Raw genomic sequence first — 6,344 nt, 5'->3', positions numbered from 1 at the left:
AGCTTGTTGCTCGCCTTTTTGCGCGCGGAACAGCAAACGATTTTTTTCAACAGCTATCGTGTTGTCGCAAAATACGTCACGCTCGCGTCCATTCTGGTCATCCTGTTCTTTGTATCGCGCACGCTGACCGGCTTTTATGGCGCACAATTGCTGGGCATGAGTTTGGCCGTGTTCACCCTGTTGGGCTGGCGCGCGCGAAAAAATCCGCTGCATCTTGGTGATTTTTCCGGCACGGTTTTTCGACAAGCTTTGGTGTATGGCTTTCCGCTCATCGGCTTTGAATTCGTCTCCATGCTGTTGACATACTTGGATCGCTACCTGATTCATTTTTTTCTCGACGCCACCGCCGTGGGCCTGTACAGCGCCTCTTACAATCTCGCCGATTATCTCAAAGATATCGTCGTTCTGCCCTTTGCGACAGCCGTCATGCCGGTTTACATGCAAATCTGGGCGAAGAAAGGACCGGAGGAAACGCGCAAATTTTTGCAGAGTGCGTTGCGGACCTACGGCTTGTTCGCGGTACCCTTGATCTTCGGCTGCGCAGCGGTCGGCGAAAACTTTATTCGCATCATCGCTTCCGAAAAGTTCGTTGCCGGCAGCGCCATCATTCCCTGGACGATCGCCGGCCTGATGATAAACGGCGCACTGCCGATTTTGGCCGCCAGCCACTACATTCAAAAAAAGACCAGGCGGCTGGTCGGTATTCTGACCTTAACCATGATCGTCAATGTTACCGCCAATTGGCTGCTGATTCCGCGCCTGGAAATCATGGGGGCGACGATCGCAAAAGCATTCAGTTATTTGCTCATGGCCGTCATTGTCACGATTTACACGCGCCGATTTATTGGATTGCAGATTCCCTGGGCGGCGCTCATGAAATACTTGTTTGCCGGCGGCCTGATGTTCCTGGCAATTAAAACAACACATCTCGCCCACCCGTGGCTCGACCTTATCCTCGAAGTCATTCTGGGCGCGCTGGTATACTTCATCATCGTTTTTATCATCGACAGAGTCTTTCGAGAAAACGTTGATATTTTCTTGCGCAAACAACTCGGATTGTTGCGACGCAGATGAAAGAATCCTCGGCCACAATTTTTGCAGAACAAAGCCGCAATGGCAGCGCTGCCATAGCCTTCATTATGTCGCAATTTCCCTGCGTCGACGAAACCTTCATTTTGCGCGAAATGTCCGCGCTCGCGCAAGCAGGCTTTGCCTTCGATATTTATTCGATTAAAAAGTCGCGCGATAAAATCATTCAGCCGCAAGCGCAAGCGTTATTGCCTCGCTTGTTCCACCGGCCTTTTTTTTTCTCGCGGGAAATTTGGCGGGCGCAATGCCACTTTGCCAAGCGCCACGCCCGGCGCTATTTCAGAACCTTGCTGCAAATATGCTGGGAGAGCCGGCATCGGCCAAAAACGTTGCTGAAAAATCTCATTCTCTTTCCGCAAGCGGTGTGTTATGCGCATCGCATGCAATGCCGCAAGATCACTCTGGTGCATGCGTTTTGGGCAACGTTTCCCGGCACCATGGCATGGATCATTCATCGCTTGACCGGCCTGCGTTACAGTTTTTCAGCGCATGCGCATGATATTTATGAAGACGATACCATGCTCGTACGCAAGCTGAAGGCTTGCGATTTTGTGATGACCTGCACGGCTTACAACCGGGTTCATCTTTCCCGGTTGGCGCCGGCAAAAAGCAAAGACATTAAACTCATCTATCACGGGCATCATCTCACGGCATTGCAGCAGGATGCCCGGCTAAAAGAAGCGCCCAACGGGGTCTTTCGCATTCTATCGATCGGCACGTTCTACCGTACCAAGGGCTTTGATACGTTGATCGAAGCATGCGCCGTGTTGCAGGAGAAGGGCCTGGCGTTTCAATGTAAAATTGTCGGCGAAGGCCCGGAAAAAAAACGGCTGCAAAATCTCATTCGCGAACGCCGCCTGCAAAAACACGTGTTCCTGCTCGGTTATCTGCCGCATGAACAGCTTCGCCCGTTGCGGCGCTGGGCCGATGCCTTTATCCTGTTGCCGCGCCCATATCTGCATTGGGGTATTCCCAACGTTTATATCGAGGCCCTGGCCAGCCAAGTCGCGGTGATCGCCACGCCCTTGAATGCAATTCGTGAATTGATCGAGCCTGAACGCACCGGCCTGCTCGTGGAGGCCGACGATCCCAATGCGGCCGCGGCTGCACTCATGCACTTGCATGACAATCCCGAGTTGCGCCGGCAATTGGCGCTGGCCGGCCAGCAACGCGCGCAACAGCTTTTTGACGACACGCGAACGACGAAACAAGTGATCGATTTATTTACAGAAAAGCTTTTGACGTCGGGTGTGCATCACCCGCAGTAGAAATATCTAAAAATTTATTGCAGCATAGCTCAAGCAAGCACGATGGCAGATTCAACGGCAACACCATCTTCCGTGCCTGCGCCCAAAACTCCGCTCAAGGTTATGCATGTCATCGAAGACCTTGAAAACGGCGGCGCTGAGCGGGTTCTGATCAATCTCGTTGTGGGATTGCCGGCACAGTTCTTTCACACGATGGTTTGCTGCCTGGCAAAAAAAGGCCGCATGGCCGCCGAGCTAGAAGAACGCGGCATGCGCGTGATCACATTGCACAAAAGGCCCGGCATCGATGTCGGGTTGTTATGGCGTTTGCAAAAACTTCTGCGCGCGCAACAAATCGATATCCTGCACACGCACGTGTTTACGGCGAATTTGTGGGGCCGGCTCGCAGGCATACTCGCGCAAGTGCCAGTGTTGATCACGCACGAACATTCGACTTTCACAATCGCGGATCAGACGCGGCAGCGCATCGAGCAACAGCTCGCGCGCAAAACGACGCGGATCATATCTGTTTCAGAACAATTACGCCGCGGTTTAATTGAAATGGGCGGTTTGCCAGCAGACAAAATCATCACCATTCACAACGGCCTGCGCTTGCCCGTCAGCGTGAATGAAGCAACGCGAAAAGCCTTGCAGCGTGAACTCGATTTATCTCGCTTCTCCCCGCTCATCGGTTCCATCGGGCGGCAAGAAGTTCGCAAAAACTATCCGCTCTTGCTCGAAGCAATGCCGAAGATACTCGAGCATTATCCGCAAGCAGGTTTGCTGCTCGTTGGCGAGGGGCCGGAAACCTCGCACTTAAAGCAGCTCGCGCAGGCAAATGGCCTCGCCGGGCATGTTATCTTTGCAGGCCACCGCCAAGAGATCTATGAGTTGCTCAGTTTCATGACCGTCTTCTGCCTGCCCTCGCAAACTGAGGGTATTTCCATGGCAATTTTAGAGGCGATGGCAGCAAAGGTGCCGGTGGTCGCCACGCGCGTCGGCGGCAATCCGGAAATCATCGCGGATGATCGCTATGGCGTGCTGGTGCCTGCAAACGACACGCATGCTCTCGCCACCGCATTACTGGAAACGCTGAATGATCGTGAGGCGGCTTGCACGCGCGCGCAAGCCGGAGAGAAATTCGTGCTGGAAAATTTTAGCGAACAGCAGATGATTCAACGCATCACCACGCTTTATTTGACGGCATATGCGCAAAAATGTGGAGGAACTGTTGCAATTGCCGACACATACGCTGCAAAAATTTAACATTTGTCCGGGTCAAGCCGGACTCGCACGATTAAGTTTTGCAAAAGAGCAATTCGATGTCCGTAACCAGCATCGTTTTGATGTATCATAATATAGCGTCCGGCCGGCAAAATATCGTTTTTCGTGAATGGCAACCCGCCTATGATGTCGCTGCCGAGGATTTCCAAACGCATCTCGGCTTGATCGAAAAGCATAAAGCGCCGGTTCACGTGACGTTCGACGATGGTTATCACAGCGTGCTGCCGTGGGTTGAAACATTGCAGCAACATCGCATTCCTGCAACCTGTTTCGTGACAACCTCCACCGTCGGGCAGCGCGGCATGCTGCAAGCGGCCGAGATTCGCACGCTGGCGCAAGCCGGCATTCGCATCGGCAGCCATTCGCATTCACATATTTTCTTGCAGAACTTGACGCCGTTGCAACAGCAAACCGAAATCTTAACGCCGCAGAAAATTCTATCGGATATCATCGGGCAGGCCGTTACGGCGATGTCATTGCCCGGCGGCAGATACGACAACGGCACGCTGCAATATGCCGGCGATTGCGGGTATCATGAAATCTACACCTCGGCGCCCGGCGTGCGTTCCCGGCGCTTACGACACGCGCCAAACCTGATCTTGGTGCCGCGCTGGGTCATCACACAAAACGTCTTGTTGCCGGAGTTTGAAACAATCTTACGCGCAGAGCCCTGGCACCTGATCAAAAAACGCAGTCGCTACTTCGCCGGCAGATTGGGGAAGCGCTTTTTGGGCAATCAAAACTATCACATGTTGTGGAACAAACTCCACCATCTAAAAACCTCATCCCTAGCTGAAAGGGACACCTAATGAAACAACAGTTCCTCCTTGGATTCACGCTGCTGGCCTTGCTGGCTTCACAAGCGCTGGCGCAAACGGCTGCGCTGGAACAAGCGTACCGTGAGCCGATCAATAAAGCAGCCTATCGCGTGGGGCCGGGCGATGTTTTGCAAATCAGCGCCGGCCCGGGCGCGGTGCGCCAGGAGAACTTCATGCGCGCCGAACCGGTCGGCCCGGATGGCCGCATCTCCTTCGATCTGGTGGGCAGCGTATATGTCGAAAACAAAACTTCCGATGAAATTGACGCCGAACTGACGGCGCTGTTAAGTGAATACATCATCGATGTCGAAGTCACAGTCGTTATCGCCTCCTATCAGGCCAGGCGGGTGTTCGTGCTCGGCGAAGTCGGCGCGCCGGGACAATACTTGATCAACAAAAACATGACGCTCATGGACGCACTCACGCTCGCGGGCACGCCTACGCTGCGAGCGAGTCGCGCGAAGATCAGGTTGATCCGCTCGACCTCAACCGCGAGCAAACCCGAAATCGTCAAAGTCGATTTGAACAAAATCACGAAGAAAGGCGAATTGGAACGCGATGTGGCGCTGGTCGACGGCGATATCATCGTCGTGCCGCCGGACACGCTTTCCAAGATCGGCTACTTTTTGGACAAAGTGTTGCGTCCGCTTCAGCCCTTGTTTTATATCGGTGTGATTACGGGATTGATTAATTCCATTTTCTGATTCCTGCTGTTTCGGCTGCTCATGGAACGGTGGCCGGAATATGAAAATGCTTTGGCAGATAACATATTCTGGAACCGTCTATGGCCCTCTTCTGGCAGGCCGTGGTCTGGCTGTGTATTGGGATGCTGCTCTACACGTATTTGGGCTATCCAGTATTAATGTACGTGTTAGCCAAGCTCCGCCAAAGGCGATCGCAACGCGCACCCGGGCAGATCGCGTCAAACACAAATCATCAAGACTGGCCATTCGTGACGTTTTTGATACCGGCGTACAACGAGCAAAACGTCATCCGCCAGAAAGTGGAAAACACGCTCAATCTGGATTATCCCAAAGAGCGCCTACGCATTACGGTGGTTTCCGACGGCTCCACCGATCAAACCAACGATATGCTGGCGAGCTACAGTGAGAATGAGATTCATTTCATCGCGCGCCCGAAACGCCGCGGCAAAACCACGGTGTTGAACAAAGTCATTCCCAAATTGGAAGGCGAGATCATCGTTCTCTCCGACGCCTCGGGCTTGCTGCAACCGGATGCCCTCAAGAAACTCGTGCGCCATTTCAAAGATCCCAACGTGGGGTGTGTTTCCGGCGTCTACTCATTCGAGACGGAGGACGAATCACTGCGCAGCATGACGGAAAGAATTTATTGGCAGTACGAAACATTTCTCAAAAAATATGAAAGCCAGGTTCATTCGGTAATCGGCGCGCACGGCGCGTTATACGGATTTCGCCGCCATCTCTTCGAGCCGCTGGATAAAAAGGCAATCAACGATGACTTCATCCTGCCGATGCAAATCATCCGGCAGGGTTATCGCGTGTTGTACGAGCCGGATGCCATTGTCATCGAGCGCGAATCCACCAACCTGAACGGCGAGTTTCAGCGCCGCATTCGCATCAATGTCGGAAATTTTCAGATGATTTATGTGCTGCACAGCCTGCTCAATCCCAAACGCGGGCGCGTGGCGCTGCAATTTATCTCGCACAAAGTTTTGCGCACCATGAGCCCGATTTTTATTCTGTTGCTCCCGCTCGCCTGCTGGCTGGCTGAAGCGCCGATCTATCGCCTCATGCTCAATCTGCAAGCCGCATTTTATCTTGTGGGCTTTTTGGGTTATTTGCAGGAATTCCTCGGCTTGCGGATCCGGTATCTGTACATGCCGTTTTATTTTTTAATGGGAAATGTCGCTGCGGTTTTTGGCTTC

General features: G+C 53.1%; 6 protein-coding genes. All 6 read left to right on the top strand.

All coding sequences use genetic code 11. The annotated features are described in order from the left end of the window. Positions 1 to 1,074, top strand: a 1,074-nt coding sequence (locus tag FBQ85_24995) for a polysaccharide biosynthesis protein (protein ID MDL1878390.1), incomplete at its 5' end; no start/stop codon positions are given. Then, positions 1,071 to 2,357: a glycosyltransferase family 4 protein gene (locus FBQ85_24990; protein MDL1878389.1), complete on the top strand. Its 1,287-nt coding sequence runs from the start codon at positions 1,071 to 1,073 to the stop codon at positions 2,355 to 2,357. The genes FBQ85_24995 and FBQ85_24990, both read left to right, overlap by 4 nt. A 42-nt stretch (positions 2,358 to 2,399) precedes the next feature. Continuing rightward, entirely contained in the window at positions 2,400 to 3,602 is a 1,203-nt protein-coding gene (locus tag FBQ85_24985; GenBank protein ID MDL1878388.1) for a glycosyltransferase, read from the top strand. A 56-nt stretch (positions 3,603 to 3,658) separates the two neighbouring features. Further along, positions 3,659 to 4,429, top strand: coding sequence for a polysaccharide deacetylase family protein (locus tag FBQ85_24980; GenBank protein ID MDL1878387.1), 771 nt, complete (start codon positions 3,659 to 3,661; stop codon positions 4,427 to 4,429). Then, a complete protein-coding gene (locus tag FBQ85_24975; GenBank protein ID MDL1878386.1) occupies positions 4,429 to 5,142 on the top strand; it encodes a polysaccharide export protein in 714 nt (237 codons plus the stop codon). Before FBQ85_24980 ends, FBQ85_24975 begins: the two co-directional genes overlap by 1 nt. A gap of 80 nt (positions 5,143 to 5,222) precedes the next feature. Further along, positions 5,223 to 6,344 (top strand): glycosyltransferase family 2 protein (locus FBQ85_24970; protein ID MDL1878385.1); only part of this gene is annotated, 1,122 nt, incomplete at its 3' end.

This window comes from Cytophagia bacterium CHB2, from assembly GCA_030263535.1.
GTDB lineage: Bacteria > Zhuqueibacterota > Zhuqueibacteria > Zhuqueibacterales > Zhuqueibacteraceae > Coneutiohabitans.
Note: the sequence above shows the minus strand (reverse complement) of the source record. Positions and strands in the feature narration are given on the sequence as shown.